The organism is Streptomyces sp. NPDC048671 (assembly GCF_055587045.1).
The window spans coordinates 32943-59888 of the sequence record NZ_JBVJHB010000010.1; the positions used below are offsets into that span (position 1 = coordinate 32943).

Sequence of the window (26946 nt, forward strand, 5' to 3'; positions counted from 1 at the left end):
CTGGGTGTCGCCGGCGGCGAGGGTCCGCACCACGAACTTCACGGTGGACAGCAGCTCCCCGGTGCGGGGGTGGCGAGTGGTGAGGTCCGTCGAACTTCGGGCGTTGGAGCGGCTGGGGGCGGCTGGAGGTGCCGGGCTCTTCCTCGAACGTGACCGGGACCTTGATCCAGGCCTCGGCCCGGACGAGGTTCCGACGGCCGGTCGACTACTGGTTTGTCGCCACCCGTTCGTGGACCGGATTGGCCATGCTGTTCGCCGTTCCTGTGGTGCCGGCGGACCGTGTCTGTCAGCAAATCCCGTCATCAGCCGTCATTGGTTCTGATCGGATCCGCGCCGTCGTGAAGCCCCCGAACGTCTGGGTTCGTCGGAAGCTCGCTGCGGCTGCCGTCATCCGATCGCTTCTCGACACTCGAGCAGCTCCTGACGAGCGCCAGCCTTGCACAGCGGATCCCCGCGGCACCGAGGCAGCCGGTGTCGCGGTGTGCGTCTTGCCGGATAGTCAGCACAGAGGGCTATAGTGCTAGGTAACTAGCTAAATGGAGGAACCGGTGATTGAGTTCCACCTGAACGTCCGGTCCGGCCTGTCCCCATACCAGCAGCTGGTCCAGCAGGTGCGGCACGCGCTGCGCCTGGGTCTGCTGAAGGAGGGGGACCGCCTGCCGACGGTCAAGGATGTTGCGAAGCAGACGGCCGTCAACCCGAACACGGTGCTCAAGGCGTACCGCGAGCTGGAACACGACGGCCTTGTAGCTGCCCGCCCCGGCGTCGGGACGTTCGTGACCCGGACGCTGGCCGATGCCTCGCTCGCCGCGCACGGCCCGCTCCGTAAGGACCTGCAGCGCTGGCTGACCAAGGCTCGTCTGGCCGGGCTTGACGAGGAGAGCATCGAGGCGCTGTTCGTCGACACCTTCCACAACGCAGCCGGAGAGGACGTAGCGTGAGCGCCGTCTTGCGGGCCCAATCACTGGGCAAGAAGTACAAACAGCGCTGGGCGCTGCAGAACTGTGACCTGGACGTTCCCGTCGGCCGGGTGGTGGGCCTGGTCGGCCCCAACGGGGCCGGTAAGTCCACCCTGCTGAATCTGGCCTCCGGCATGCTCACCCCGACCGCCGGCACCATCGAGGTGTGCGGCGGCCGTCCCGCCGAGGACGTGGACCAACTGGCCAAGGTCGGCTTCGTCGCCCAGGACACCCCGACCTACGCGTCCCTGAGCGTCGCCGACCACCTCGCCTTCGGCCGGCGCCTCAACCGGAACTGGGACAACGCCGTGGCGCGAGACCGGATCCGTCGGCTCGGCCTGGACCCCAAGCAGCGGGCCGGGAACCTTTCCGGTGGCCAGCGCGCGCAGCTCGCACTCACTCTGGGTATCGCCAAGCGGCCCGAATTACTCATCCTGGACGAGCCGGTCGCCGCTCTCGACCCGCTCGCCCGGCGGGAGTTCATGCAGGATCTGATGGAGGCGGTCGCTGAGCACGAGATGAGCGTCGTGCTCTCCTCCCACCTGGTCTCCGACGTGGAGCGGACCTGTGACTACGTCATCGTCCTGGTCGACTCGCAGGTGCTGGTGGCGGGCGACATCGACGATCTGGTCGCCTCGCACCACCGGCTCACCGGTCCGCGCCGTGATCCCGCCGCGCTTCCGGCGGGCCAGCACGTCATCTCCGCGAGCCACACCGACCGGCAGACCACACTCCTGGTGCGCACCGACACCGCAGTCCACGATCCGTCCTGGACCGTGACCCCGCTCGGGCTGGAGGACATCGTCCTGGCCTATATGGCCCGCCCCGCGGACGCATTCCGCGACTCCCGACCCTGCCTTGAGGTACTGCGATGATCTGGCTGACCTGGCGACAGTTCCGTACCCAAGCCACGGTCGTGTACGCCGCCCTGGCCTTCCTCGCAGCGCTCCTCGCGATCACCGGTCCACAGCTGGCCGACCTCTACGCCAGTGCCGGGAATGGCCTGTTCGGCCGGATCACCAGCGCCGACCAGACCGTCTACTACCTCGGCCTTGCGGTCGTCCTGCTCGTACCGGCCGTCATCGGCATGTTCTGGGGCGCACCGCTGATCACCCGTGAGCTTGAGACCGGCACGTACCGCCTGGCGTGGAACCAGAGCATCACCCGTACCCGCTGGCTCGCCACCAAACTTGTACTCACCGGGGTGGCCACGATGGCCGCTGCCGCTCTGGCCTCCCTCGCGGTGACCTGGTGGAGCGGTCCGATCGACCAGGCCGTCAAAAGTGGCGGCACCGGCGCGGATCCCTTCTACCCACGCATCGACCCCCTGGTCTTCGGCGGGCGCGGCACCGTCCCGATCGGCTATGCCGCCTTCGCTTTCATCCTCGGCGTCACTCTTGGTGTGCTTATCCGTCGCACTGTGCCCGCGATGGCTGTCACCCTCGCCACGTACGCCGCTGTCCAGATCGCCATGCCCCTGTGGGTCCGGCCACACTTGGCCCCGTCCGTAGATGCCACCCTGTCGTTCACCCAGGCCAAGCCGGTGAACATCGGCATCGACGCCGTGCGTGAGGTGGACTTCGGCCAGCCGGGCGCCTGGATCCTGTCCGAACAGACAGTCAACGCCTCCGGACAAAAGTCCGCCGTGCCCGAGTCGCTCACCGACTGCTCCTCCATGTCGGACTGTGCCGCCAACCTCACCAAGGCCGGGTACCGGCAGCAGGTCTCATACCAGCCCGCCGGCAATTTCTGGACCCTTCAATTGGTCGAGACCGGGCTCTACCTTGGCCTCGCCCTCGCCCTGACTGGGTTCTGTGCCTGGTGGATCCGCCGCCGGCTGACCTGACAGGCGCCAGTGCTACTCCAGGAATGATCGTGAGAGGCAACCGAGATCTGCTGCCTCTCACGGTCGCCGGAGTCCTTTCACCATTCAAGATCAATTCCACCGGTAGTGACTGTTCCGTCGGTCCCTGCCCAGAGCCGACCTCGCCCCGTCAGGCCGCGGCTCCGAATCCCTCGGTGCGCAGGTCCTGGTCGCGGAGCTGGGTGAGAACCTCCCCTCCCAGGAGCCGGGCGGCCTCCTCCACCAGGACCTCGATGATTTCCCGCTCGGCGAGCCGGATCTCCTCCAGCTCCTCCCCAGCCCTCTTGATCTCCTGGCGACCCGCTTGCAGAACATCGTCGCCAGACGTCCCGACGCGGGCTCCCGCCGGGTGACCGATCTTCGGGGTCCTCTTGGGGAAGGTCCAGTTGTCGTAACATCACTGATCACGGTGCATTAAGTTTGTTGGGTGATCGACACCCGGAACCCCGCGCGTCCGTCGAGGACGTTCTCCCGGTCGTACGTTGCCCCGATGCTTCAGGCGTGGTTGGACAAGGGCGGTGCGCTCGAAGAGTGGCTCGGCGGCCGTACTCCCGTGATTTCCTACGCCCGGATCTCCGCAGACCGCCTCAACGGTGATGCCATCGGTGTCGGGCGCCAGCACAAGAACAACACCAAAAACGTCGAGGCGTACGGGTGCGCGGTCGTCCTGCACTACGAGGACAACAACCTGACCGCTGCCAAGCGCGAGGTCTTGCGGCCGGCCTTCCGGCAGATGTGCGCCGACATCACGCACGGGCGGGAGCATGAGTCGGGGATCCCGGTACGCGGGTGCGTCGCTGTGGAGAGGGAGCGCGTCTACCGCCTGCCTCGTGACTTCGTCGCCTTCCAGGACGCGCTGGTCCTGGTTGGAGAAGGTGTCTTCATCGAGGACACCGACCTCCTGGATCTGGTCAACGACGACCGGACCACGATCTCCGGCCTGGTCACCTCAAGCACGAACGAGGCCGAGGTCAGGAAGATTCGCAAGCGGACCGCGCGGAACGCCGCCGACAGAGCGGAGGAAGGGAAAACGTACGGTGCGCCGCGCCGCTTCGGCTGGCTCGGAGCATCCAAGGATCCCTATCGGGTCGGCAACAAGCACCGGAACCAAGAGGAGTGGCCGCACCTGACTCATATGGTCAAGCTGCGGTACGCCGGTCGATCCTGGCGAAGCATCACGGGAGAGATGAACAGGCGGCGGATCACGACGGCCAGGGGCGGCGCCTGGACGGAACAGGGCGTCAAGGTCCTCGTCACGAACCCGGCTTGGTGGGGCGGCCGGGTACTGAAAGGCGAGATCTTGATGAACGCCGAGTCCGGTGAGCCCGTCGTCGGCGAGTGGGACCATGCTCGGGAATCCGACGGATGCACCTATGAGATGTGGAAGTCCATCATGGCCGGGGTTCAGGCGAACCGTCTTCACCGGGGCATGAAGAAGAACGAAACAGCCCAGCAGCCCGCAGAGGCAATGCGAACTCGCGGGTACCAGTTCTCTGGCTATCTCCGATGTGGGCGCCTCAACGACTTTGACGAGATCTGCTACTCGAAGCTGAGTGGGAACAAGGCCACGGGGAAGAACGCGAAATACGGCGACTACTACCGGTGCGGTGACCCCAATTGCAAGGGCGTCGGTCGTCGGGTTGCTCCCGTGGACAGCTACCTGGAAGGTCTTGCGCTCGCGTACTTGGACAAGCACTTCGCCGGTACCACAGCCGAGGTGGCCCCCTGGCGGGGGAAGGCCAAGCTCGCCGGCCTCCGTAAGCAGCGGACGGACATCAAGGACTCGGTCGCGACGGGGGAGGTGGAGTGGGGTGACGTGCATGACATCCTCAGGCGCCTGGCGCGCACTATCGAGGCGCTGGAGCAGGAGGAGTGCGATCACCTGAAGTCGGAGAGCAGGCGGAATCTCCTTCGAGACTGGAGCCAGGCGAAGTGGGGAGACATGGACTTGTCGGAACGACGAGAGGTCATCGGGCAAGTCTTCACGTCGATCGTCGTGCTGCCTGTGCCCCAGGGTGTCAGTGATAAGGCACCGTTCGATCCGACCCTGCTCAAGGTGGGATGGCGGAAAGCCGAGAGCAACTCATAAGGATCAGAGTCAAGGCCAAGGAGAGACTCGAGACTTCGTCTCTGTGGAGAACCTGGTGCGGGCCCGTCCTCGTTCTGCCTGTCGTGTCGTCACGGCTGCTCACCAGCCGCGCGAAGGGCGCCGAGAGCGACCTCGACGAGCTTCTTGTCCCTCTCGTGGGTGAGGCGTCCCCGCGCGGCTGTGGGAGGCAACCAGGCCATCCGGTCAACCTCCCTGCTGGGTACGAACGCTCCGTCTGTGGCCTCGGCCGACCAGTACCGCACCTCCTTGGGGCGGCCCTGCGCCAGGTACCGGACTGTGGGTAGGGCGGAGCCCAGGGCGCACGTCATGCCGGTCTCTTCGCGCACCTCACGGATCGCCGCATCCGCGAACGTCTCCCCGCGCTCGAGCTTGCCTTTCGGGTAGGACCAGTCCGCCCATTTGGGTCGATGGACCAGGGCCAGTTCGATCCCTCCGGTAAAGGGGGAGCGTCGCCACAGCACACAGCCCGCCGCGAGAATCACCGTCTGGCCGTCCACGTCGTCACCTCGACTAACTTGTCTGACCTGCCAGAGCACGCACCCCGCCGCCCGCACCGTGGTGCTCATCGCGCGGTCACGGCCGCCGCGTACGGCCAGGTCTCCCGGAACACCGCGCGTGCCGCCCCCACCTCGTGGCGCTGGTCGGCGTGGAGCACCCCCAGGGCGTACGCGGTCGCCGGGGCGATCCGCGGTGTGCGGGCCGCGGACGACGCGGCGGCGGCGGCCTCCGCCGCGTCCCGGTGCAGGTCGAGCGCGTGACCCGGGCCGGCCAGGACCGGGTCGGGGGCGCCGCGCACCACCTCGTGGGCGTACCGGTGCAGCCGCAGCAGCAGCCGGGCCTGGTGCCAGGGCGCGTCCCGCGACTCGTTGTACGGCTCGGCCACCTCGTCCGGCGCGAGGGCCGCCACCGCGCCGAGCAGCCGCTGTTCGGCGTGGTCCGCGGGCTCGCCCAGGAGTTCGGCGGCGGGTGCGGCGGCCGCGGGGGCGAGCGGGACCTCGGAGGCGAGCAGCGCGACCGCGTCGGCCACCGCGTGGAAGCGGGAGGAGCCGAGCGCCTGGAGCGCCGCGGAGTGGGCGCGGGTCCGGGCGAGGGTCAGCCGGCGTTCCAGCAGTGCTCCGGCGCGTGCCGCGCCGACGCCGAGGCCGGCGTGCTCCTTGGTGCGGCTGTCATCGGAAGAGGTGCTGCTGTCACCGGAAGAGGCGCGGGCCGCGGGCAGCGGTGTTCCCGGGAGCCCGTGCAGGGCGTCGAGGAGCCGGTTCAGCCGGTCCGCGTAGGCGTGCTCGCGGGCGAGCGTGCCGGACAGCCAGGCCAGTTCGGTGCGCAGTTGCTCGGCCCAGAGCGGGTCGAGCGCGGTCCGGAAGGTGTGCAGGGTGCCGCTGATCCGGCGGGACGAGCGCCGGAGCGCTCCGGCGGCCTGTTCGGCGGCCTGCGGACCGGCGTCCGTGGGGGTGCTGTTCTCGCGATGCAGGCGCAGACTCCGCAGGAAGTCCGCTGCCTGCGCCCGGAGATACGGGGCGAGCACCGCCGCCGCGGTCACGTCCGTCCGGGTCTGGTGGTCAGGGCGTCGCACGTCGGCGCCTCCGGGCGTCAATGAGCATTTCCTGTACGTGCCGCAGCGGCCGGCCCTCCGCGTCGGTGGCGTGCCGGGTCCAGTTTCCGTCGGGGCCCAGGTGCCAGGAGGAGGTGGTGTCGGCCATGCCCGTCTCCAGGAGGCGGCTGAGCGCGGCCCGGTGGGCGGGGTCGGTGACCCTGACCAGGGCCTCGATCCGGCGGTCGAGGTTGCGGTGCATCATGTCGGCGCTGCCGAACCAGACTTCGGGCTCGCCGCCGTTGCCGAACGAGAAGACCCGGGAGTGTTCGAGGAAGCGGCCGAGTATCGAGCGGACCCGGACGTTCTCGGAGAGCCCGGTGACGCCGGGGCGGATCGCGCAGATGCCGCGCACCCAGATGTCGACCGGAACGCCCGCCTGCGCGGCCCGGTAGCAGGCGTCGATGATCGCTTCGTCGACCATCGAGTTGACCTTGACGCGTACGTAGGCGGTGCGGCCGGCCCGCTGGTGGGCGATCTCCTTGTTGATGCGGGCGATCAGCCCGTCCCGCAGTGACTTCGGGGCGACCAGCAGGCGGCGGTAGGTCTCGCGGCGCGAGTAGCCGGAGAGCCGGTTGAAGAGGTCGGAGAGGTCCGCGCCGACCTGCGGGTCGGCGGTGAGCAGGCCGAGGTCCTCGTAGAGCCGGGCGGTCTTGGGGTGGTAGTTGCCCGTGCCGACGTGCGAGTAGCGGCGCAGGGTGTCGCTCTCCTGGCGGACGACGAGCGAGAGCTTGCAGTGCGTCTTGAGGCCGACGAGCCCGTAGACGACATGGCAGCCCGCCTCCTCCAGCTTGCGCGCCCACTTGATGTTGGCCTGCTCGTCGAAGCGGGCCTTGATCTCGACGAGTACGAGGACCTGCTTGCCGGACTCGGCGGCGTCGATGAGGGCGTCCACTATCGGCGAGTCGCCCGAGGTCCGGTACAGGGTCTGCTTGATGGCGAGGACGTCCGGGTCGCCCGCCGCCTGTTCCAGGAAGGCCTGGACGGAGGTGGAGAAGGAGTCGTACGGGTGGTGCAGCAGCACGTCGCGTTCGCGCAGGGCGGCGAAGATGTCGGGCGCGGAGGCGGACTCGACCTCGGCGAGGTCGCGGTGGGTGCCGGCGATGAACTTGGGGAACTTCAGCTCCGGCCGGTCCAGCGACGCTATGCCGAACAGCCCGGTGAGATCGAGCGGTCCGGGCAGCGGGTAGACCTCGGCGTCGGACACCTTCAGCTCGCGGACCAGCAGGTCCAGCACGTATGGGTCGATGGACTCCTCGACCTCCAGGCGGACCGGCGGGCCGAAGCGGCGCCGCATGAGCTCCTTCTCCAGGGCCTGGAGGAGGTTCTCGGCGTCGTCCTCCTCGACCTCCAGGTCCTCGTTCCTGGTGACCCGGAACATGTGGTGCGCGAGGACCTCCATGCCGGGGAAGAGCTCCTCCAGGTGGGCGGCGATGACGTCCTCGATGGGGACGTAGCGCTGCGGGGAGGCCTCCAGGAAGCGGGTCAGCAGCGGCGGGACCTTGACCCGGGCGAAGTGGCGGTGGCCGCTGACCGGGTTGCGTACGACGACGGCGAGGTTGAGCGAGAGGCCGGAGATGTACGGGAAGGGGTGCGCCGGGTCGACGGCGAGGGGGGTCAGTACGGGGAAGACGCGCTGGCGGAAGAAGGTGAACAGGCGGGCCTGTTCCTTCTCGGTCAGCTCGGGCCAGCGGATCAGCTGGATGCCCTCGTCGGACAGGGCGGGGGCGACGTCCTGCTGGTAGCAGGCGGCGTGCCGGGCCATGAGTTCGCGCGAGCGGGTCCAGATCAGGTCGAGGACCTCGCGGGGCTGGAGTCCGGAGGCGGAACGGGTGGCGACACCGGTCGCGATCCGGCGTTTCAGGCCCGCCACCCGGACCATGAAGAACTCGTCCAGGTTCGAGGCGAAGATGGCGAGGAAATTAGCCCGTTCGAGGAGGGGGGTCGAGGGGTCCTCGGCCAGTTCCAGAACGCGTTCGTTGAACGCGAGCCAACTGCGTTCCCGGTCCAGGAACCGGCCCTGCGGCAGCTCGTCCCCGTCGGCATCGGGTTCGTACGCGTCGGCGTCGGCGTCGATGTCGGGGTCCAGATCGGCGGCGGTGGACAGGGCGGCACTGCCGGAGGAGGGGGCGGCGACGGCGTGCGGCCGGTGTGCGGCGAGGGAGCCGACGGAAGGCTGAGCGGCGGGCTGGACCGGGACCTCGGAGCTGGGCTGCTGGCTCATGGACCCATTCTTCCGCGCGGAGCGCTCCGGGGGCGCGTCGGAGGGGGGCGGGATCGCGGAGATCGCACGCCCGGCGCGTTCTCTGCCGGGAATTCTCCCGTTGCGGGGGGACGGCACAGCTGGCTGCATTGGGAGAGGGTCGCAAGGCCGTCTGAATGGCCGGTAACGGTGACATGACATGCAGGAAGCGGTGTGGCCGTGTCCGGGGGCGGGAACGGCCCGCGCCCGGACACGGCTTCCGGTGGCCGCTCAGCCGTGGCTGCGGCGCAGGACCCGGAAGGCGACGGCGGCAGCGGCCGCCGCGAGGACGAGCAGGATGCCGGTCTCGACGAGCTGGAGCGGCCAGAAGTGCGAGGCCGGGTGGTAGTCGATGTACCACGAGGTGGCGCCGTGGCGGGTCATGCACGCGTCGACATCGGTGGCGTCGATGCAGGTGGTGTCGCCCAGCCGGGTGCCGTCGGCGGTCATCCAGCCGACGGCGACGTCGGAGGCCGCCGACGGGTAGCGGAGCCCGGCCCCGAGCGCCGGGGTGTCGGTCCGCATCGGCCACAGTCCGCTGCGTACGGCGTTCATGACCACGACCACCGCGGCGTAGGCGACCGCGGTGACGGCCATCGCGGGCAGCGTGCGCCGGATCAGTACCGCGGCGAGTGCGCCGAGCGCGAGGCAGAGCAGGGCATAGCCCACGGGGGCGGGGCCCATCGCCCCGTACACCTCCCGCTCGAACCACTGGGCCGGGTAGTTCGTGCCGCGCCCCCGGGACCAGGCCCAGGCGTACACGGCCGACAGGACGGAGACGCCGGCCACGGTGAGGACGGCGGGCACGGCGAGCTTCGCGGCCAGCCAGCGGGTCGGGGTGACGGACTGGCTCCAGGAGAGCCGGTAGGTGCCGTCCTCCAGCTCCCGGCCGATCATGGGCCCGGCGACGAACAGGCCGATGACCGCGGGCAGGATCATCATCGCGACGCCCGCGTACGCGAGCAGGCGGCTGAAGTACAGCTCGACGCTGAGGAAATGGCGGACGGCGATGCCGCAGCCGTGGACGGTGTGCCGTACCGAGCAGCCGGTGCCGGCGAAGGTGGTGGCGGCGGCGGACGTCACCCACCAGGCCACGCCCACCAGGGCGATCCCGACGAGCGCGAGGGCCCCCACGGTCCACAGGACGCGGCGGTGCTGGAGTACGACGACGCGGGCGGGGCCGCGCAGGGCGAGGGCGCTCATGCCGCGTTCACCGCCTCACGGGTCCGGGCGGCCGCGCTCGGCGTGAGCAGCGCGGGTGCGTTGGGGGAGCGGAGGTGGGCGAGGAGCAGCTCCTCCAGGGACGGTTCGGCGGTCTCCCAGTCGGTGTCCACCGGGCCCTCCTTACGGACGAGTGCGGTCAGCAGCCGTCCCGTGGTGCGGGACTCGACGACGGTGTGCGGGGCGAGGTCCCGTACCGGGCCGGTGAGCAGGGTGTGCGCGGTGAGCAGGTCGTCGGTCTCGCCGCCGAGGCGGATGCGGCCGTCGTCGACGAGGAGGAGGTAGTCGCAGGCGTCCTGCAGCTCGGCGAGGATGTGCGAGGACATCACGATGGTGGTGGAGCGCTCGGCGGCCTCGGCCATCAGGGCGCCCATCAGCTGGTGCCGGCCGAGCGGGTCGAGGTCGGCCATCGGCTCGTCCAGCAGCAGGAGTTCGGGCTGCTTGCCGAGGGCGAGGGCGAGGGCGAGCCGGGTGCGCTGGCCGCCGGACAAGGCGCGGACTTTGGCGTCCCGGGGGAGGGGCTCGATGATGCGCTCGGCGGCGTCCTGGTCCCAGGTGTCGGGGTTCAGTTCGGCGCCCGCCCAGAGGGTCTCGGTGACCGTCAACTGGGGGTACAGCGGCTTGTCCTGGGCGACGAAGGCCATGCGGCGGCGGGCGTCGCCCGGCGCGGAGCCCAGCACCCGTACCGTTCCCTCGGCCGGCCGCAGGAATCCCGCGGCCAGGCTCAGGAGGGTGGACTTCCCCGCACCGTTGGGTCCGACGAGGGCGCACACGCGCCCGGCGGGCAGCCGGAACGAGCAGTCGCGCAGCGCCCAGCCCCCGCCCCTGCCCCGGTACCTCATGCCGAGGCCCTCGGCCTCGATCGCAGCGCCTGTCATCCGGCCTGGTCCCCCTCGTACGTCTTGGTCAGTACAGCGGTGAAGAGCGCGCTCACGTCGTCCTTGTCCAGGCCGGCGGTGCGGGCGCGGGCGGCCCAGTCGGCGAGTTCGGCGCGCAGCGGGGCGTCGTCGGCCGCCGCCGCGCCGCCGAGGGTCCGGGTGACGAAGGTGCCGAGGCCGCGCCGGGCCTCTACGAGTCCTTCGCGCTCCAGCTCCCGGTAGGCCTTGAGCACGGTGTTCGGGTTGATGGCGGTGGCCTCCACGACCTCGCGTGCGGTGGGCAGCCGGTCGCCGGGCTCCAGCAGATTCAGCCGCAGGGCCTGTTTGGTCTGCTGGACGATCTGGAGGTACGTGGCGACGCCGCTGCGCCGGTCGATGCGGAACTCGACCGCTGCGGTCCCTGCCATATTCACCCCTTTCACTAATTGAGTAGTGAAAGGGTGGCGCAAAAGAGGGGCGGCGTCAACCGACGCCGCCCCCGGGTGGGTTGGGGCCGCTCAGGACTCCGTGCGGTACATCAGGTCCACCTCGTGGGTGGTGAAGCCCATCCGCTCGTAGACCGCCACGGCCGCGGTGTTGTCCGCGTCGACGTAGAGCATCGCGGTCGGCAGGCCCTCGGCGGCGAGGTGGCGCAGCCCGATCGCGGTGAGCGCCTTGCCCAGGCCGCCGCCCTGCGCGTCGGGCCGGATGCCGACCACGTACACCTCGCCGAGCCGCTCCTCGGCGTGCACCTTCGTCCAGTGGAAGCCGATCAGCTCGGTGCTGCCGTCATCGGCGGAGCGCTCGGCGAGGAAGAAGCCCTTGGGGTCGAACCAGGGCTCGGCCTTGCGGTCGTCGAGGTCGCGCTGGGTCAGCGAGCCCTGCTCGGGGTGGTGGGCGAAGGCGGCGCGGTTCACGGCCAGCCAGGCGGCGTCGTCCTGGCCGGGGACGAACGCACGCACCGTGACGCCCGGCGGCAGCACCGGCTCCGCGATGTTCAGCGGGCTCAACGGCCGCCGCAGCTGGCGCAGTTCGCGGAAGAGCGAGAGGCCGAGCACCTGCGCGAGATGGCGCGCCGCGGACCTGCCGCCGTGCGCCCACACCCGCAGCCGCTTCCCGGTGGCGGCCAGCAGCGCCGCCCCGAGCGCCCGCCCGTGCCCGTGCCCGCGGTGCGAGGGATGCACGACGAGCTCGGCGGCCGGCGCCTCCACGGGGTCGGTGTCCTCCAGCTGCGCGTACCCGACCAGCACGCCCCCGGCGGTCAGCAGGAAATGCCGCACGCCTTCCCGGTGCCCGCCCCGCAACTGCAACCGTCCCTGCTCGGACACGGCCTGCCTGCCGTCGGAGACGGCCGCCTCGGCGAGGAGCCCGGAGACGGCTTCCGCCTGCTCGGGGGAGAGGGCGTCGAGCGTTTGGATCTCGCGTCCGGGGGCGGGGAGGGGTACGTCAGTCGTCATGCCTACGAGCGTACGGGGGCGGAGGCGCGGAACGGAGGGTGGCGCCGGACCCCGGACCGCCCGGAAGCCCGGCTCACCCGGCGTCCGGCGGGGTGTGCAGCACGTTGTCCGCGATGCGGGAGAGATCCTCGGCGCTCGGGAGCAGGGCGCGGACTCCGTCGGGCAGCGCGGCGTACGTACTGACGGCAAGGGGCTGGTTGTGTCCCCGCAGCGCGTACTCGACCATCGCCCGGTCGCGGCTCTCGGCGATGAGGATGCCGAGGGTGGGCCCGTCGTGCTCCTTGTCACGGACCAGGTCGTCGACGACCGAGACGTAGAAGCCGAGCTGTCCGAAGTGCCCGGGACTGGCCTTGCGGGTCTTGAGCTCCAGCACGACGTAGCAGTGCAGCTTGCAGTGGTAGAAGAGCAGGTCGATGCGGTATTCGCTGTCGCCGACCACGATGGGGTACTGGCGTCCGACGAAGGCGAAGCCGACGCCCAGTTCGGTCAGGAAGCGGACCAGGTTGGCGACGAGGGCGTCCTCCAGGTCCCGCTCGGCGGGCCGGCCCTCCAGCTCGGTGAAGTCGAGGCGGTACGGGTCCTTGAAGATCTGCTTCACCGCGTCGGAACCGGTGGGGAGCGTGACGTCGAAGTTGTTGGCCGCGGCGCCCTCGGCGAGGTGCAACTTGGTGTGGATCATCGAGCCCAGGTGGTCGCGGGACCAGCCGTGATGAACGGCGTGCTGGGCGTAGAAGTCCCGCTCGAAGGTGGTCTTGCACTTGTCCATGAGGAGCTGGAGGTGCCCCCACGGCAATTGCGCAGCAGCTTGCTGCGCGAACCGCTCGCCCCAGGTCCGGGCCAGCTGCTGCATGTACTGAAGGTTGCGGGTGCTGAACCCCCGCTGGTTCGGGAACTCCGTCCGCAGCTCGGTGGCGATCCGGTCGACGACCTTCGTGCCCCACTTCTCTCCGCGCTGCCGCTCCAGGATCGTCCGTCCGATCGCCCAGTACATCTGGAGCATTTCGGTGTTGACCTTGAGCTGTGCGCGCACATGTGCGCCCCGCACGATCGCTTTCTGGTCGTCGATCATCTCGTGGAAGCCCGGCGGCAGTTCTGACCCTCCTGATCCCTGCTGAGCAGGGACGACGGCCTGTGGTGTGGTGTTGCTGTCCATGGCGTACAGATTTGCGGCCTTGATGCGAGCGGTGACGTTTCTGCTCGCATATGTACGCCATAAGGGTGAACGGCCCGGTTCCGCTCAGGCGGCAACCAGTTCGTAACCCCGGACACCTGTCGCGCTACGCGCGTTGACTCTAGGCTGCGGCACGCAGTCTCCAGACTCGTCACCACCCTCAAACCTCCCGCTGAACCCACAAGGGGACCGATGTCAGTGAAACCGCAGAAGAACCGCGCGTCCCGGCGGGTGCTCGCCGCCGCAGCCGGTCTTGCCACCGTCGGAGCGCTCGTCGCGGCCATGCCGGCCGGGGCGCAGGAGCGCGGCCACGGACACGGCAAGGACCACGGGCACCACAAGCCGGCCGGCACCGTCGATGTACAACTGCTGTCCTTCAACGACCTGCACGGCAACCTGGAGCCGCCGGCCGGCTCGGCCGGTACGGTCGACGAGACGCAGGCCGACGGCACGACCAAGGCCGTTCCGGCCGGGGGCGTGGAGTACCTCGCCTCCTCGCTGCGCACCGCGCGCAAGGGCCACCCGTACTCGATCACCGCGGCCGGCGGCGACATGGTCGGCGCGAGCCCGCTGCTGTCGGGGCTCTTCCACGACGAGCCGACCATCGAGGCGCTCAACAAGATCGACCTCGACGTGACGAGCGTCGGCAACCACGAGTTCGACGAGGGCGCCACGGAGCTGGCCCGTCTCCAGAACGGTGGCTGCCACCCGGTCGAGGGGTGCTACGAGAAGGGCAAGAAGTTCAAGGGTGCCGACTTCCCGTACCTCGCCGCCAATGTGACGAGCGAGAAGACCGGCAAGCCGATCCTCAAGCCGTACACGGTGTGGAAGAAGAACGGCGTCAAGATCGGCTTCATCGGAGTGACCCTGGAGGGCACGCCGAACATCGTCACGGCCAACGGCGTCAAGGGCCTGAAGTTCCACGACGAGATCGAGACGGTCAACAAGTACGCCAAGGAGCTGGACCGGCAGGGCGTCAAGTCCATCGTCGCCCTGATCCACGAGGGCGGCATGCCCGCCTCGTCGTCGTACGACTACGACTGCGACAGCCCGGGTGCCGGTGACGGCATCTCCGGGCCGATCACCGACATCGCCAAGGGCATCTCGCCGAAGGTCGACGCGCTGGTGACGGGCCACACCCACCAGGCGTACGTGTGCACCATCCCGGACCCGGCGGGCAACCCGCGCCTGGTCACCTCGGCCTCGTCGTTCGGCAAGCTGTACACGGACACGACGCTCACCTACGACCGCCGCACCAAGGACATCGTGCGCACGGCGGTGAAGACGTCGAAGGCGCAGAAGGGGTCGAAGCACCACCCGCAGCCCAAGCCGGCGAACCCGGTCTCGGCGAACCACGTCGTCGACAGGGACCAGGCACCGGCCGCCGACTTGACGGCCCTCATCGCGCGCTGGAACACCCTCGCGGCGCCGATCGCGAACCGGCCGCAGGGCTACATCTCGGCCGACATCAACGGCCGTGGCTCCACGGCCCCGGAGAAGCCGCTCGGCAACCTGATCGCGGACGCGCAGCTGGAGGGCCTCGCGCCGGCGGACAAGGGCGGGGCGGTCGTCGCCTTCATGAACCCGGGCGGCATCCGTGCCGACCTGGTGTACAAGGCGTCGGGCAGTGAGGGCGACGGCGTGGTGACGTACGGCGAGTCGTTCACCGTGCAGCCGTTCACCAACATGATGAACGTCCTCGACCTGACCGGCGCGCAGCTCGTCACCGCGCTCCAGCAGCAGGTCAGCGGCTCGAACGAGGCCAGCCCGAAGATCCTTCAGGTGTCGAAGGGCCTCACGTACACGCTGGACATGACGAAGTCGGGCGCGGACCGGGTGGTCGCCGACACGATTCTGCTGAACGGCGAGGCGATCGACCCCGCCAAGACGTACCGCGTCGCGATGAACGAGTTCCTGGCGGGCGGCGGCGACGGCTTCGCGGCGCTCGGTGAGGGCACCAACAAGCTGGTCGGCGCCTCCGACCTGGACCTGTTCAACGAGTACCTGGCCGCGCACTCCACGGCCGCCGCGCCGCTGACGCCGCCGGCGACTGACCGGATCACGGTCGTTCAGTAGGGCGTACGCACGCGAAGGGGCGGTGGGCCTTCAGGTCCACCGCCCCTTCGCGTACGTGCTCCGGGCCGCCCCCGCCCCGGAACGCGTGGGCCGGCTCCTCACGAGGGCTGCGGGGCCCGGTCGTACCTGCGCATCAGGCCGGGGAGCCGTTCGGCCTCGGAGGCCTTGTGGTCACGGGCCTTCGCCAGCTCCCGCGCGTGTGCGTCGATGGCGGCGTTCTCGTAGCCCGCCTCGACGGCGAAGTTCACCCCCAGCACGTTGGTCCGCAGCTTGCAGGAGATGTCGGCCGTGGCGACGGCGACCTCCGCACGGCTCGGCCCGGTGCTCAGCAGGTCCCAGCGCGCATCCTCGATCGCCGCGTCGGGGTCGCGGTAGGTGAATCCCTTGCCCCGCATGCAGGAGGACCACCTGCGGTTCACCGCCGCGACGCGGGGGTCGGAGCGCGAGCGGTCGAACGCCTCACCGCGCAGCCGGGCGACCAGGTCGTAGCCCCGCTGGACCTCTGCCGTCCGGTCCCCGTGGACGGTGCGATCGGCCAGCCCGGCACATCCGCCGTCGGGAACGTCCTTGTTCCGTACGGGTGTTGTCAGCTTCTGCCCGTTGGGTTCCTGGCCCGACAGCACTTTGCGTTCCGGGACCGAAAGAGTGGTGGCGGCCTGTGGGGCACGGGTTTCGGCGGTCGCTTCGCCGAGGTGGTATCCGCGCCGTGCGGCGATGGCGCGCTCGCTTATTCCGTAGCGGCGCGACTCGTACTCGCGCCAGGTCGCGACCGTGGTGCCGATGTAGTCCGACGACAGGTGGGGCAGGTGACGGAAGCCGTAGCCGCGCATGCAGTGCTGTTCCACACGGTAGATGAGGTACTCGCCGGTGGCCTGCTCCTCGGGTGTCGGCAGGTACGCGTTCAGCGGCAGCCGGAGGTCCACCGTGGTGGTCGGTGTGGGCGTGGCGACGGGCGGTCGGGTGGCCGAGGTGCCCGGCGGTCCGCCGCCGCCGCAGCCGGAGACGAGGAACGAGGCGGCGAGCGCGGCGGCGGACAGTGCGGCGAGCCATGCCGCACGGCGCCGTGACGCGGCCCGTTCCGTGTTCACGCGTGGTGCTGCCACGATCAACTCCTGGATGAGGGGGCTCTTCCGGCCGCCGAGCGGGCTCCGCACGTCCCGTCCCGCGCTGTTCGCGGTGCCCGGAACGGGACGTGCGGAGCGGCTGTGCGCAGTGGGCTCAGGTGCAGCTGTCCACGCGGATCGAGGCGTTGTTGTTGCGCAGATCGCCGTTCAGGTTCCCCGCATACCCGGCGTGCAGCCAGTTGGCGTCGCCTTTCCAGCCGGTGGAGTAGAAGACGGCGACGTGGCAGTTGGTGGTGTTGTTGCCCATCGAAGCGGCGTTGTTGCGCACCACCTGCCCGGCGCCGGCCGTACCGGTGCCGTGGTTGGCGAACTTGTTGCCGGCCAGGTCCTTGTCGGAGGTCCGGGTCGGCGTCCAGCTCGCGTTGGTGAGGTTGGGGCTGTAGTAGAGGCACAGGTAGGTGCCGCAGGGCTGCCAGAACGACGGCCAGGTGTCGATGTTCGTCGAGGTCGCACCGGCCGCGGGCGCGAGCCCGAGCGTGACGGCGCCGACCGCGGCCATGGCGGTGGCGGCCAGGGCCGTCCGCTTGAGGGAGACGGTTCGTAACAGGTTCATCTGTGACTCCTGTGATTCTCGTGTGCGCGGATGGGACTGCCGGGCACTCGGCTCCCGCAGCCGCCTGAACGGCTGCGGGAGCCCACCCCCGTCGGCCCGGCCCCGGCCCGGTGCGAGCGGTCCGCACGAGGCCGAATTGGTGCTTCCCGCCCGAGGAGGGCCGATGCCACCCTCGAATGGCCTGCGTGTCCCATGGTCGGGACCGGGCAGCAGGATGGCGATCTGTTCGGTTCTGGCCGAACCGTGGGGCGCCGCCGGGGGAGGCCCGGCGCTGAGCGAGGGGGACGGATGTTCAGGGTGCGATTCACGCCCGAGGACCTGCTGGGGGTGACGCTCGCGACCGGGCCCGCGCCGCTGATGGAGCTGGTCCTCGTGGCCGCGATGGCTCAGCGGGAGGTCTCACCGGTCTTCGGGCGGTGGCACCGCACGGTCCGGGCGGGCTTTCCGCGCGAGGCGCGCAGGCTGCTGGAGCTGGTGCCGCCGACGGCGACGGGGCCGATGTTCCTGGACCCGTTGAGCCGGGGACTGGAGGACGGCCTGGACACGGTCCTGTCGGCCCCCACGGACGCCGTCCGCGGCGAACTGGACCGGGTGTGCCGGACGAGCCGTCCGGTCACCCCGTGGCTTCGCGGGCTGGCGGACCGGGACGCGGCGGCCTGGCAGGAGCTGGAGCAGTCGCTCAGGTCGGCGTACACGGGCCTCGTGGGACCGTCCTGGAATCGCATCCGGTCGGGCTTCGACGCCGAGCGCGCCTGGCGCACCCGCCAGCTCGCCGAACACGGGATGCGCGCGACGCTGGCCGGTCTCGTCCCCGGTGGCCACTGGCAGGGGACGACCCTGGTCCTCGACTGCGCGAAGGAAGCCGAGGTCAACCTGACCGGGCACGGCCTGGTACTGCTGCCGTCCGCCGTGTGGGACGGCCCGCCCGTGATGGCCGTGCACGACGACGCCCCGAGCGTCTTCATCTACCCGGCGCTGACACCGCTGCCGCTGCTGGGCGCACGCGACGGCGCGGACCAGCCGCTGAGCGCCCTGCTGGGACGGACCAGGGCCGCGGCTCTCGGCCTGCTCACCCAACAGCTCACGACCACGGACATCGCCCGGGAACTGGACATCAGCAAGTCGTCGGCCTCCGAACACGCGAAGGCGCTCCGGGACGCCCGGCTCATCGTCACCCAGCGCGAGGGCAAGGCGGTCTGGCACTCCTGCACCCCACTGGGGCTGGACCTGCTCACGGGGTCGGCCTGAGTCCGTGGCGATGCGCTGTTCCGACAATGACGTGTACCGGACATAATCCGAGGGCTTGCTCCCCCACGGCATCCGGAGGCGTCCCCGCATGAGCCCGTACACAGCCAACCGCCGGAACTTCCTGGCCGGCGCCCTGGCCGTATCCGCCACCGCCCTCCTGGGCGCGGCCCCCGCACATGCCTCGGCCCGCCAGGCCCTCACCACCCAGGACTGGATGAGCGGCATCGCGGACGGCACCGCGTTGCAGCGGCTCACCATCCCCGGCTCGCACGACTCCGGCGCCCGCTACGGCGGACCCTGGACCGAGTGCCAGAACACCACGATCGCGGAGCAGTTGAACAGCGGGCTGCGCTTCCTCGACGTACGGTGCCGGATCACCGGCGGCTCCTTCGCGATCCATCACGGGGCCTCGTACCAGAACCTGATGTTCGGTGATGTCCTGGGCGCCTGCTGGGACTTCCTGGCCGAGCACCCCACCGAAACCGTGCTGATGCGGGTCAAGCAGGAGTACTCGGAGGAGAGCGACGCGGCGTTCCGGGCGGTCTTCGACGACTACCTCGACGTCAGGGGCTGGCGGCCGCTGTTCCACATCGATCCGGCACTGCCCGCGCTGGGCGAGGCGCGCGGCAAGGTGGTGCTGCTCGCGGACAACGGTGGGTTGCCGGGCGTGCGTTACGCCGATCCGGGGCTGTTCGACATCCAGGACGACTACATGGCGGAGCCGTTCGCCAAGTACCCCAAGATCGAGGCCCAGTTCCGCAAGGCGGCTGAGCAGCCGGGCAAGCTCTTCATGAACTACGTCTCGACCGCCGCCCTCCTGCCGCCCCGCGGGAACGCGGACCGGCTCAACCCGCAGGTCCAGTCGTTCCTCGACGGTTCGGGGGCGGCCGGCTGGACCGGTCTCGGCATCGTCCCGCTTGACTTCCCGGCGACCCGGTCCGGGCTGGTGGAGTCGCTGATCCGGCACAACCCGGGGGCCTGAGGCACCGTTCCGGGTCATGACGGGGAGCCGGTGGTGCGCGCGGCCCGTTTGACGGCGTAGGCGCACAGCCGGGTTCCGTAGAGGTCCAGGGCGTCGTCGGGATCGTCGTCGTAGTGGGAAGCCACTTCGTACCACCGGTCCCACGCGTAGAGCCGGGCGTGGCGGCGGTCGGTGTCCGTGCGCGGCTGGGTGTCCGTCTGCCTGCTGTTCAGCCACTGCTGCCACTCCGGGTGGGTGGCGGGGTCGACCGTGAGTTCGGCGTCCGCCGTGGGGGCCGGTGCGGCGGACCGGTCCTGGGCGAGAGCGGCGGCGATGTACGCGGCCGGTCGTGCGGGGCGCCAGGCGACCGCCATCCCGAGAAGTTCGGCGGCGATGTCATGGGCCTCCAGGCCCCGGTCGATCAGCGGGCGCAGAGCGAAGGCCAGACGGCGAAGCCTCTCCGGCTGGGTCCAGCTGACGAGCGGGCGGACCCGCCGCGCGATCTGGATGTCACGGGCCACCTGCCACGGGCTCCGGACCGGCGAAGTTCCACTGTCTCTCGCCCTGTTGCGCGCTGTGGCCCTTGCGCGTCGCGCGCACGTGCGCGAGGTGTAGTTGAAGCCCCCGTCCAGATCAGCAGTCGGTACGTCGTGGTGCCGCCCAGGAGAATGGGGTGCAGGCTGCGGGCAACCAGGCGTTCGGGAAGGTCTGTTGTCCGCAGAGTGTCGCTTCGTCCGGACGGCGGACTTCGCCGCGAGCGCCCGCGCCTTGTCCGTCACTCCGGCCACTCGCGCCCAGTACCCGGCGCCGTCGAGCCGGTGCCCCATCGCCTCGTCGTACGCGGTTGGGATCGTCGCCGCGTAGATCGTCGCCGTAGCGGTGTACGGGCGGCCGGGGATCCGGAGGTTCCTCTTCGAGCCGTGCCGGTGCCAGGCCAGCGCGCCCAGCTCCCGCAGCACCCGGACGTGACGTTTCACGGTGGCCGTTGACACTCCGCATCGGGCGGCCGTGCCTTCGAGGTCGTACAGGACGAAGCCCAGCCGGTAGTCCATCCTGGCCGCCAAGTCCCGGGCCACGGTCAGCGTCGTCTCTGTTGCGCGCGGGTGGAGACGGGCGCCGACCAGCCACGTCACGGCAGTCAGCCATGCCCGTGGCTGACCGTGCCGAGCAGGCGTCGAATCGACCTCTTGCATGGCGCGGGGAACGGGGGCCCATGCCGGAACCGGGCATGGCGAAGGAGCGCGGCGCGAGGCCGCGCCGGTGGTGGGGCGCATGACGGTCCGTCGGGGTAGGCGCAGGCCGGGGCGGTGGGCCGGATGGCCTGCCGCCCCCGCTTGTGGTGGGCGCCGGGGCGTTACGCCCGGCCGTCGTCCGGGACGGGCCGCCCGAGTGTGAACCAGACGACCTTGCGGCCGGGGTGATGCTCGTCTGCGGAGTTCGCTCCCCACGCGAGGGCGAGGCTTTCCACGATCATGAGCCCCCGCCCACGCTCCTGTTCGGGCCCCGCGCGCAGTGCGCGCAGGAGCGGCGGCGCGGCCGGCCCGTCATCCGACACGGCGACGGTGACCCGCTGCTGGTTGACAGCGATGTGGACGCGGATCAGGGGTGTGGGGGTGTGTCGGTGGGCGTTGGTGACCACTTCGGTGACGCAGACCCGTGCGTCGTCGACCAGGTCGTGGTGTCTGCTGACGCCCAGCAGCGAGGTGACAAAGTCACGCGCGAGCTTGGCCGCGCTGGCGGTGTTCGGCAGGGTGAGCCGGTAGGTCTCGCCGCCGAGCGGATTGCTGGGCCGAGGAGTTGTGGTGGCGTGGCTCATGTCGTTCTCCCAACGCGCTGCGGTCTGAACGGGTGTGTCGCTCGTTGAACGGCGGTAGACGCCGTACGGGGCAACGCAGCTCAGTGCGGCCGAACTTCGGCTTTCCCTGCGTGCCGATCGGTGCGGGTACTACCGTAGCGATGTGTATCAAGTGTTGTGGATCTACTCATAACCAAAGTGAGAAATAGACCCCTTCGAGGGATGCGGACACACTGGGATTCGACAAGAGGAGAGGCTGATGCCACCGAGGAAGCCCCCTACCGCGCGGCAGTGCCGGCTGGGTGCGGAGCTGCGCAGGATGCGTGAGCGGGCCGGCTTGTTGCCGACCGAAGCCGCTGCCCTGCTGGGTACGGACCGCACCACGATCAGCAACACCGAGTCGGGGAGGTTCGGAGTGAGCGGCACGCGCGTGCGCACGTGGGCCGCCGCCTACGCCTGCTCCGACGCCGCCTATGTCGACGCGCTGGTCGGCATGGCCGAGGAGCGGATAAAGGGGTGGTGGGAGGACTACCGCGGTGAACTCTCGGTGAGCGCGCTCGACCTGGCGGAACTGGAGCACCATGCGGCCGGGTTCCGGTCCGTGCAGATCATGCATATGCCCGGGTTGCTCCAGACCGAGGACTACGCACGTGCTGTCTACGCGGAAGCGCTGCCCACGCCGACCCCGGCCGGTTTGCGGCGGAGGCTGTCGCACCGGCTCAGGCGGCGGGACGTTCTGGACCGCCCGGACCCGCCCATGTGTGTCTTCCTGATCCATGAAGCGGCCCTGCGGATGCGGTACGGAGGGCGCAAGGTCGCGGCCGGTCAGCTCGACCACCTGTTGAAGGAGTCGGAGCGGGACAATGTCACGGTGCGAGTGATCCCGTTCTCGGCGGGCGGCTTCCCGAACTCCGGGAGTTCCACCCACTATGTCTACGGTCCGGTCGCGCAGCTCGACACGGTGCAGACGGACACGCCGAGTGGTTCCGGCTTCGTGGATGCCGAGGCGCGTCTTCTGACCTTCCGTGCGGTGCTTGACCGGACGGAAGGCCGATCGCTCGATCCGCAGAGTTCAAGAGACTTCATCAAGGAAGTCGCAGAGCAAGTATGAAGGCGTGAGAAGCATGGATATTCAGTGGCGAAAGTCGTCCAAGTCCGCCGATGCCGAGGGCGACAACTGCCTGGAACTCGCGGAGAGCGGAGGGGAGATCCTCATGCGGGAAAGTGACAACCCGGACGTGATCGTCCGTACGACCCGCGTGAAGCTCCAGGCGTTCCTGAGTGGCGCGAAGGCCGGCGAGTTCGATGATCTGGTGTAGCTGACCGCGTTTCGCCTCTTCCGGGTGGCCTCACCGCGCAGGGTTGGGGCCACCCGTCCCGCTCGGTGGGACGCACAACAAGCGTGAAGGCGTGAGAAGCATGGATATCCAGTGGCGCAAGTCCACCAAGTCGTCAAGTGCAGAAGGTAACAACTGCCTGGAGCTCGCGGATGTCGGCGGCGAAATCCTGATGCGTGAGAGCGACAACCCCGACGTGGTCATCCGTACGAGCCGCGCGAAGCTGCGGGCGTTCCTGGGTGGCGCGAAGGCAGGCGAGTTCGATGACCTGACCTAGCTGACCGCGTCTCGTCCGTCTCGGGTGGCCCGCACCGGCGCAGGGTGGGGGCCACTCGTTCTGCTGTCGGCTGCCCGCTGCGTGTGGCGGGTTGTCCGTCTCACTCGTTAGAAGTCAAATGCTTGATACGGATCTGCATCACGCGCTAGCTTCGTGACGTGGCGCCACGGGCTGACTCGGTGGCGGCCAACACCCCTGGTCTCTGCGCGGGTTAGGGGTTCCGACGGGCCTCCTTGCTCGCCGCTCGTCACGCCGGTTGCGAGCAGGGAGGCCCCCTGGATGAGCCGCAGGAGGCGACGTGGTGAGTGATTCCGAACCCGCGGCCCCCGCCGCACAAGCGTTCTGGTGCGAGCGGGTCACGTTCCGGACGATAGAGGCGGACGAGATCGCGGAGGTCCGCCGCTCGTCCACCCCGAGGCCGGCGGACGCGATCCGGCAGATCCGGGTGGACGTTCGCTCACTGGCTCCCGAACTGCCGCCCCTGGCGCGGCACCGGGCTCTGAGCTGGGTCGACGGCGGAGGCTGTATCGGTGCTCTCGGCGCCCTGCACCGTGGGGAGCCCTGCGGATTCTCGCTCAGTCATCGCGGTACGTGGATCGAGTGGACCGTTCGTCCTCATGTCGTCCTCCACATCGACGGCAGGACCCGGCTCCCCGTACTGCGGGACGGCCCTTGACCTCGCGCAGTCACGCGCGGGGCTTCCGGTATGTGCTCAGAGACGCGAGAGTGCAACTGAACCTGAATGTGCGCCTCAGCCGTCGCGCTGGACCTGCGAGATGATCCGTTGGGCGTCCACGCCGAACGCGGCAGACTCGCATAGCAGGCCCCAAGTGCGCTGGTAGACGGCGATGCTGTCGGAGTCATTTATCCAGAGCTCCGCGTGCCAGTCCTCGACGACGACCAGCCTGTCGTCGTAGATCCAGAAACCGTTCGCCGGGTGGATCTTCAGCGGTGCGGTGAACGGGACGATCCCGAGCTCCACCGAGTCGAGCCCGGTGAGACCGGACAGCCGGTCGAGCTGGGCGGCCAGTACAGCCGGCGGGCATATGAGCGCACGCAACGCTCCCTCCCACATGATGATCCGATGCCGCTTCCCGGAGTCGTACAGCGATTCCTGGCGCCGCACCCGGGCTCGGACGGCCTCTTCGGTGTCCCTGGGGGAGCGCATCAGCTGGGCGTGCCGGGTGAACACCGCGCGGGCGTAGTCGGGAGTCTGGACCATCCCTGGGATGAGGGCGTTCTCCCAGATGCACAGGGTGGTGGTCCGGGCATGCTCGGCGGTGATCGCGTCCTGGACGGGGCGATGCCCCGTGGCAAGCTGGCGTCGCCACGACCGGACGTGCGACTCAAGGCCCTTGAGGCGCGAGTGCAGGTCGGCCACGGCATCGGGTCGGCCGGTGGCTTCCGCCCATGCCTGGAGGTCGGCGGCGGTCGCGGTCTGCCGGCCGTTCTCCAGCTTGTAGATCTTGGAGTGCGGCCAGCCGAGACGTTCGCCCAGCTGCGGACCGGTGAGCCGCCCCTCGGGGCTCGAGATGCGAAGCTCTCGGAGCCGTGCGCCGAGAGCGTCCCGTGCCGTTTGAAAGTCTGTGCTCACCGGTCACACGCTAACTGTCAGAGGTTCGCCGCGAAGACGTCGTACCGGATCGCGTGATGCCACGCTGCGTCTCGGGTCTGGGCGTAGCGGTTCACCTCAGCCGGTTCGGTGATCAGCTCGACATCGAGGAGGTCGTCGGCCCCGTTGAAGTTGAGGAGAGCCACGAGCCGCGAATCGAAGATCCAGAAGTCCTCGGCGGGGAGCCTCAGTCTCTCGGCGTCGGACCGCCGGAGGTTCCGGATGTCCTCACCTGCGGCGCAGTTTCGTTTCGCGTTGTCGAGTAGGTACAACTGCCCCGGCGTCGCTGGGCTGTCGACGATCCGGACTCGTTCGAACCGCTTGCCCTGGCCGGTCTGTGCCCGGACGTTCCGGCACCAGTCGTCGCCATGGTCCCACTCGACGGGGAGGCCGGCAGAGAACTGGGCGTACGTTCCGGTGGCTTCGTCGGACGCGAAGCGGCGCCGCGTCTCCAGGCGCCAGGCCGTGTGCTCGAACGTCTCGAACAGCCCGCCGAAGGCCTCCAGGTCGATGATGCGCGGGGTGCGGGTCTTGGGGGCGAAGTCGACCAGTAGCTCCCGGGGCACCACGATCGGAACCTCTCCCGCATTGAGGTGCTGTAGCTGGGCGACATCGTCAGGATCGGTGAGCGGCGGGCCATGCACGATCACCTCACCGCTGTTCAAGTCCTCATGCACGGACGGGCATCCGCCCCCGCCCGAGCCGGTGCCGTTGAAGCGGAGGTTTCGCGTCATGTCCCCACGTCCTTTCCGTCCGGACCCTGCCTGTCCGTACATCTTTGCCGCAGCCCCTCCTCGTCCGGACCTGATTCGCGGTGCCGCGTGAGACCACACGCGAACAATGGGTCAATGTGCGAGAACATTCGATGGTGCCTCCAACTCGTCCTGTCTAGCGTCACGTTCCATGGACGACACGAAGACGACGATGGCGGCACCGGTACATCTGCTTGACGCCCCGGAGCCGCCGAAGCCGCACCAAGGATGCGATGTGTGCGACGCGCTGGTCGGCGAGCGGGTCGACGCGGCCAGGCTGGGTGACTGGTCGAGGGTGGTCGACGTCAACGTCGAGATCGGCCGTCATCGTGCCGTGCGGCACGCGTGACCAGGGCTGTTCGGGCCGCGTACCGGTATGTACTACATCGCGTAGCCGAGCACCCGGATACCGAAGTGACCTTTGAGGCCGAATGCCTGTGGTGCGACTGGAAGGCGACACCTTCTGCCGACCCGGAGTCGGTAGACGTCGAGTGCATGAGGCATACCGGGCGGAGCGGCCACAAGTCATACCGGCGGCTGCGGACGTCGTTTGCGATGGTTGTCCGGTCGGGGGGCTCGGCTACGGCTTGACCCATTGCGCTCTGCGGCGTGTCCCTCTTCTGCGTGTGTGTGGTTGTGGCCGGAGGACAGAGACGCGAAGGGCCGCGTGGTTCAGCGCCGGTCACCTCGATTACCCCGGGCAGTGGGATCGTGCGGATGTCACCGAAGACCGTGCCGAGGATCGCCGGGGCGTCCTCCAAGGTGAAGCGGGCAGACAACTGTACTCGGGCCGGTCCCTCCGGGATGCCCAGCACATCGCCTGCGGCCTGGCGCCAGAGGTATTCCAGTTCCCGTTTGTCGGTACGGCTGTTGGTGGAGACGATCGCGATGCCGCCGGGCTCCAGGACGCGGCCCAGCTCCCGTACGGCCTGGGCCTGATCTGCGACGTGGTAAAGCATGTGCAGCGCAAGGACCGCGCCGAGTGCATCATCTGCGATGGGCAGTTGTTGGACGTCTGTGACGACGGCTCCCGGGATGGCGCCGAGGATGCCGGGAGAGACGTCCATGGGGAGCACTGCCAGGTCGGGACGGTCTTTCCTCACACGGGCGACGAACTTTCCGTTGCCGCATCCCACGTCCGCGACCGCACCACGAACACCGGCCAGTTCGTCCACGATGACGCCTGGAAGGTCGTGGCGCGGGGTCTGCCACTGGTACAGGGACTGGCGGGCGGCCAAGTGCTGACCCGTGCCGTACGCCTTGGTGGAGAGAAGACCGCGGTCGGTGACCAACTGATCGTGTGAGGGATGGTCAGTCATCATGGCTCCGTGGTGTTGCTGGCGAGAGCGGGCCGACAGGTCACCTCGTGGATGTGGGCGCGGAGATCAACCGCCGACCGGGCGTCACGGTACCGCTCACTGCCGAGGAGCGCGCCCAGTTGGCGCAGCGTCACTGTGCGCGCGGTGCCAGAGCACAGGATGGAAATCTGCGAGCCGCACCCCGAGTACGGCAAGGCCGCCCCTGCCTGTTCGGCGTGGGGCGGCCTTCTGTGGTTCCGGTCAGACCCTGCTGCCTGTTCCGTGCGGCAGGTTCTTCGTCTCACAGCAGGGAGGGGTGGGGGGGGCGCCCGCCGGCGCCCCCCCCCCCCCCGGGGGGGGGGGGTGGGGGCGGCCCCCCGGCGCGGGGGGGGGCCGGGCGAAAAAGACCCCCCGCCCCCCGCCCCCGCCCCCCCCCCCGCCCGG

Annotated in this window: 27 protein-coding genes and 1 pseudogene; 13 read left to right on the forward strand and 15 right to left on the reverse strand. The window is 69.5% G+C overall.

Annotated elements, in window-relative coordinates:
* Positions 1-536: 536 nt before the first annotated feature.
* The 4 genes from ACZ6S6_RS21000 to ACZ6S6_RS21015 all read left to right on the forward strand — a co-directional run bounded on the left by ACZ6S6_RS21000 (position 537) and on the right by ACZ6S6_RS21015 (position 4912).
* On the forward strand, positions 537-941 hold the full coding sequence (locus ACZ6S6_RS21000; RefSeq protein ID WP_362964360.1) for a GntR family transcriptional regulator: 405 nt from the start codon (positions 537-539) through the stop codon (positions 939-941).
* On the forward strand, positions 938-1834 hold the full coding sequence (locus tag ACZ6S6_RS21005; RefSeq protein ID WP_362964362.1) for an ABC transporter ATP-binding protein: 897 nt from the start codon (positions 938-940) through the stop codon (positions 1832-1834). Before ACZ6S6_RS21000 ends, ACZ6S6_RS21005 begins: the two co-directional genes overlap by 4 nt.
* A complete protein-coding gene (locus tag ACZ6S6_RS21010; protein WP_362964364.1) occupies positions 1831-2805 on the forward strand; it encodes a transporter in 975 nt (324 codons plus the stop codon). The genes ACZ6S6_RS21005 and ACZ6S6_RS21010 overlap by 4 nt, the downstream gene beginning before the upstream one ends.
* 445 nt (positions 2806-3250) lie before the next feature.
* Positions 3251-4912: a recombinase family protein gene (locus tag ACZ6S6_RS21015; RefSeq protein WP_362964366.1), complete on the forward strand. Its 1662-nt coding sequence runs from the start codon at positions 3251-3253 to the stop codon at positions 4910-4912.
* Between the two features lie 89 nt (positions 4913-5001).
* Here the strand turns inward: ACZ6S6_RS21015 and ACZ6S6_RS21020 are convergent, their stop codons facing one another.
* The 8 genes from ACZ6S6_RS21020 to ACZ6S6_RS21055 all read right to left on the reverse strand — a co-directional run bounded on the left by ACZ6S6_RS21020 (position 5002) and on the right by ACZ6S6_RS21055 (position 13451).
* Positions 5002-5430: an NUDIX hydrolase gene (locus tag ACZ6S6_RS21020; protein ID WP_362964368.1), complete on the reverse strand. Its 429-nt coding sequence runs from the start codon at positions 5428-5430 to the stop codon at positions 5002-5004.
* A gap of 65 nt (positions 5431-5495) precedes the next feature.
* Positions 5496-6503, reverse strand: coding sequence for a CHAD domain-containing protein (locus ACZ6S6_RS21025; RefSeq protein ID WP_362964370.1), 1008 nt, complete (start codon positions 6501-6503; stop codon positions 5496-5498).
* Entirely contained in the window at positions 6490-8745 is a 2256-nt protein-coding gene (locus ACZ6S6_RS21030) for an RNA degradosome polyphosphate kinase (protein WP_362964372.1), read from the reverse strand. The genes ACZ6S6_RS21025 and ACZ6S6_RS21030 overlap by 14 nt, the downstream gene beginning before the upstream one ends.
* A gap of 249 nt (positions 8746-8994) precedes the next feature.
* Positions 8995-9966, reverse strand: coding sequence for a hypothetical protein (locus ACZ6S6_RS21035; protein WP_469706550.1), 972 nt, complete (start codon positions 9964-9966; stop codon positions 8995-8997).
* A complete protein-coding gene (locus ACZ6S6_RS21040) occupies positions 9963-10862 on the reverse strand; it encodes an ABC transporter ATP-binding protein (protein WP_362964376.1) in 900 nt (299 codons plus the stop codon). The genes ACZ6S6_RS21035 and ACZ6S6_RS21040 overlap by 4 nt, the downstream gene beginning before the upstream one ends.
* Positions 10859-11269 (reverse strand): GntR family transcriptional regulator, encoded by a 411-nt coding sequence (locus tag ACZ6S6_RS21045; RefSeq protein WP_469706551.1) that lies wholly within the window; start codon positions 11267-11269, stop codon positions 10859-10861. Before ACZ6S6_RS21045 ends, ACZ6S6_RS21040 begins: the two co-directional genes overlap by 4 nt.
* Positions 11270-11359: 90 nt before the next feature.
* Entirely contained in the window at positions 11360-12298 is a 939-nt protein-coding gene (gene mshD / locus ACZ6S6_RS21050) for a mycothiol synthase (RefSeq protein ID WP_469706553.1), read from the reverse strand.
* A 73-nt stretch (positions 12299-12371) separates the two neighbouring features.
* Positions 12372-13451, reverse strand: a complete 1080-nt coding sequence (locus ACZ6S6_RS21055) for a PDDEXK nuclease domain-containing protein (protein ID WP_469706554.1) — start codon at positions 13449-13451, stop codon at positions 12372-12374.
* A 210-nt stretch (positions 13452-13661) separates the two neighbouring features.
* On the opposite strand from ACZ6S6_RS21055, the gene ACZ6S6_RS21060 reads away from it, so the two are divergent.
* Positions 13662-15545 (forward strand): bifunctional metallophosphatase/5'-nucleotidase, encoded by a 1884-nt coding sequence (locus ACZ6S6_RS21060; protein WP_469706555.1) that lies wholly within the window; start codon positions 13662-13664, stop codon positions 15543-15545.
* A gap of 98 nt (positions 15546-15643) precedes the next feature.
* Here the strand turns inward: ACZ6S6_RS21060 and ACZ6S6_RS21065 are convergent, their stop codons facing one another.
* Together ACZ6S6_RS21065 and ACZ6S6_RS21070 are read right to left on the reverse strand one after the other, a co-directional pair.
* A complete protein-coding gene (locus ACZ6S6_RS21065) occupies positions 15644-16648 on the reverse strand; it encodes a hypothetical protein (protein WP_469706557.1) in 1005 nt (334 codons plus the stop codon).
* Between the two features lie 115 nt (positions 16649-16763).
* Positions 16764-17222, reverse strand: a complete 459-nt coding sequence (locus tag ACZ6S6_RS21070) for a hypothetical protein (RefSeq protein ID WP_362964388.1) — start codon at positions 17220-17222, stop codon at positions 16764-16766.
* 297 nt (positions 17223-17519) lie between these two features.
* Between ACZ6S6_RS21070 and ACZ6S6_RS21075 the strand changes: the two genes are divergently transcribed.
* Together ACZ6S6_RS21075 and ACZ6S6_RS21080 are read left to right on the forward strand one after the other, a co-directional pair.
* Complete coding sequence (locus tag ACZ6S6_RS21075; RefSeq protein WP_469706559.1) at positions 17520-18470, forward strand: ArsR/SmtB family transcription factor; 951 nt, start codon at positions 17520-17522, stop codon at positions 18468-18470.
* A gap of 88 nt (positions 18471-18558) precedes the next feature.
* Entirely contained in the window at positions 18559-19452 is an 894-nt protein-coding gene (locus ACZ6S6_RS21080) for a phosphatidylinositol-specific phospholipase C (protein WP_469706560.1), read from the forward strand.
* A gap of 14 nt (positions 19453-19466) precedes the next feature.
* Here the strand turns inward: ACZ6S6_RS21080 and ACZ6S6_RS21085 are convergent, their stop codons facing one another.
* Together ACZ6S6_RS21085 and ACZ6S6_RS21090 are read right to left on the reverse strand one after the other, a co-directional pair.
* Entirely contained in the window at positions 19467-20564 is a 1098-nt protein-coding gene (locus ACZ6S6_RS21085) for a cell wall protein (RefSeq protein ID WP_469706561.1), read from the reverse strand.
* Positions 20565-20785: 221 nt separating this feature from the next.
* Positions 20786-21247, reverse strand: a complete 462-nt coding sequence (locus ACZ6S6_RS21090) for an ATP-binding protein (protein WP_362964396.1) — start codon at positions 21245-21247, stop codon at positions 20786-20788.
* Positions 21248-21485: 238 nt separating this feature from the next.
* Between ACZ6S6_RS21090 and ACZ6S6_RS21095 the strand changes: the two genes are divergently transcribed.
* The 4 genes from ACZ6S6_RS21095 (at position 21486) to ACZ6S6_RS21110 (ending at position 23516) form a co-directional block, all read left to right on the forward strand.
* Entirely contained in the window at positions 21486-22337 is an 852-nt protein-coding gene (locus ACZ6S6_RS21095; protein WP_362964397.1) for a helix-turn-helix domain-containing protein, read from the forward strand.
* A gap of 13 nt (positions 22338-22350) precedes the next feature.
* Positions 22351-22545, forward strand: a complete 195-nt coding sequence (locus ACZ6S6_RS21100) for a DUF397 domain-containing protein (protein ID WP_306088653.1) — start codon at positions 22351-22353, stop codon at positions 22543-22545.
* 100 nt (positions 22546-22645) lie between these two features.
* Complete coding sequence (locus tag ACZ6S6_RS21105) at positions 22646-22840, forward strand: DUF397 domain-containing protein (protein ID WP_469706739.1); 195 nt, start codon at positions 22646-22648, stop codon at positions 22838-22840.
* 301 nt (positions 22841-23141) lie between these two features.
* On the forward strand, positions 23142-23516 hold the full coding sequence (locus ACZ6S6_RS21110) for a hypothetical protein (protein WP_469706563.1): 375 nt from the start codon (positions 23142-23144) through the stop codon (positions 23514-23516).
* Positions 23517-23591: 75 nt separating this feature from the next.
* Here the strand turns inward: ACZ6S6_RS21110 and ACZ6S6_RS21115 are convergent, their stop codons facing one another.
* A complete protein-coding gene (locus tag ACZ6S6_RS21115; RefSeq protein ID WP_469706564.1) occupies positions 23592-24434 on the reverse strand; it encodes a helix-turn-helix domain-containing protein in 843 nt (280 codons plus the stop codon).
* A 17-nt stretch (positions 24435-24451) separates the two neighbouring features.
* Positions 24452-25186 (reverse strand): DUF6879 family protein, encoded by a 735-nt coding sequence (locus tag ACZ6S6_RS21120; protein WP_469706565.1) that lies wholly within the window; start codon positions 25184-25186, stop codon positions 24452-24454.
* A gap of 169 nt (positions 25187-25355) precedes the next feature.
* Here ACZ6S6_RS21120 and ACZ6S6_RS21125 point away from each other — a divergent pair, with 169 nt between their 5' ends.
* Positions 25356-25553 (forward strand): hypothetical protein, encoded by a 198-nt coding sequence (locus tag ACZ6S6_RS21125; RefSeq protein ID WP_469706567.1) that lies wholly within the window; start codon positions 25356-25358, stop codon positions 25551-25553.
* Complete coding sequence (locus tag ACZ6S6_RS21130; RefSeq protein ID WP_469706740.1) at positions 25550-25795, forward strand: DUF7848 domain-containing protein; 246 nt, start codon at positions 25550-25552, stop codon at positions 25793-25795. Before ACZ6S6_RS21125 ends, ACZ6S6_RS21130 begins: the two co-directional genes overlap by 4 nt.
* Positions 25796-25872: 77 nt before the next feature.
* Here the strand turns inward: ACZ6S6_RS21130 and ACZ6S6_RS21135 are convergent.
* Positions 25873-26523 (reverse strand): annotated as a pseudogene (locus ACZ6S6_RS21135) (class I SAM-dependent methyltransferase); the annotation flags it as partial.
* Positions 26524-26946: the final 423 nt, after the last annotated feature.